Below are 802 nucleotides of genomic sequence, written 5' to 3'. Positions count from 1 at the left end.
GGAGAAGCTGACGGTGATAAAGTCATCAGACTTGTCAGGGGGCAGTCATACAGAGGCTCACGACTGGGACCGGTGGGGATTTCAGTGCCCAGTACTCCCACCGGAACGTATATAGCATCCCCACAATTTTTCATTACGGGATGTTCAGAGCATTCATTACCGGGGTCATATTGCGCCCTGTCCGGGGGGCCGGATGCACATGTCTCTGGCGCAATGCCCGGGCTTTTTATTCGCACATCGTGAGGAATGCACCGTGGAAATTAAAAAAATCATTAATCCCCGTTATACCGAAAGTGGCGCAGTAGACTGTGACGTTTTTTTTGACGACAGGGACCAGGCAGTCCCCTACACAGCCACCGCTGATGATGTCGCTCCGACGGGTCAGCAAATCTGGCAGGAACTGCAAAGCGGCAAATGGGGTGAGATAGCCCCATTCACTGTGACACCAGAAATGCTGGAAGCGGCCAGAGAGGCCAGACGTCAGGAAATTGAAGCATGGCGCGCAGAACAGGAGGCGAAGCCGTTCACGTTTGAATGGAACGGTCGTATCTGGAATGCTGGTCCCGACTCACTGGGCCGCCTGTCCCCGGTAGTCATGCTGGCAAAATCTGTCACAGCACAAACACATATGGCGTGGAGCGATGCCGATAATCAGCAGGTGAAACTGTCGATGCCGGAACTGGAAGAACTGGCGGCAGCAATGGTGCAGGCGCAGGTCGATCGCAACGATGAGATTTATCGCCGTCAGCGTGAAATGAAAGAGGAGCTGAGCGGTCTGGATGATTTGGCTTCAATTCGGGCG

At 54.1% G+C, this 802-nt stretch carries 1 protein-coding gene and 1 pseudogene; both read left to right on the top strand.

Annotated elements, in window-relative coordinates:
- Positions 1–243: pseudogene (locus tag BHE85_RS16835) on the top strand (hypothetical protein); the annotation flags it as partial.
- Positions 194–802 (top strand): DUF4376 domain-containing protein (locus BHE85_RS16830; RefSeq protein ID WP_069673633.1); only part of this gene is annotated, 609 nt, incomplete at its 3' end. The pseudogene BHE85_RS16835 and the gene BHE85_RS16830, both read left to right, overlap by 50 nt.

The sequence above is a fragment of the Shigella sp. FC1567 genome (assembly GCF_001743015.1).
Taxonomy (GTDB): Bacteria; Pseudomonadota; Gammaproteobacteria; order Enterobacterales; family Enterobacteriaceae; genus Escherichia; species Escherichia coli.
The sequence above is the reverse complement of the archived record's forward strand: the minus strand, read 5'-3'. Positions and strand labels throughout refer to the sequence as shown.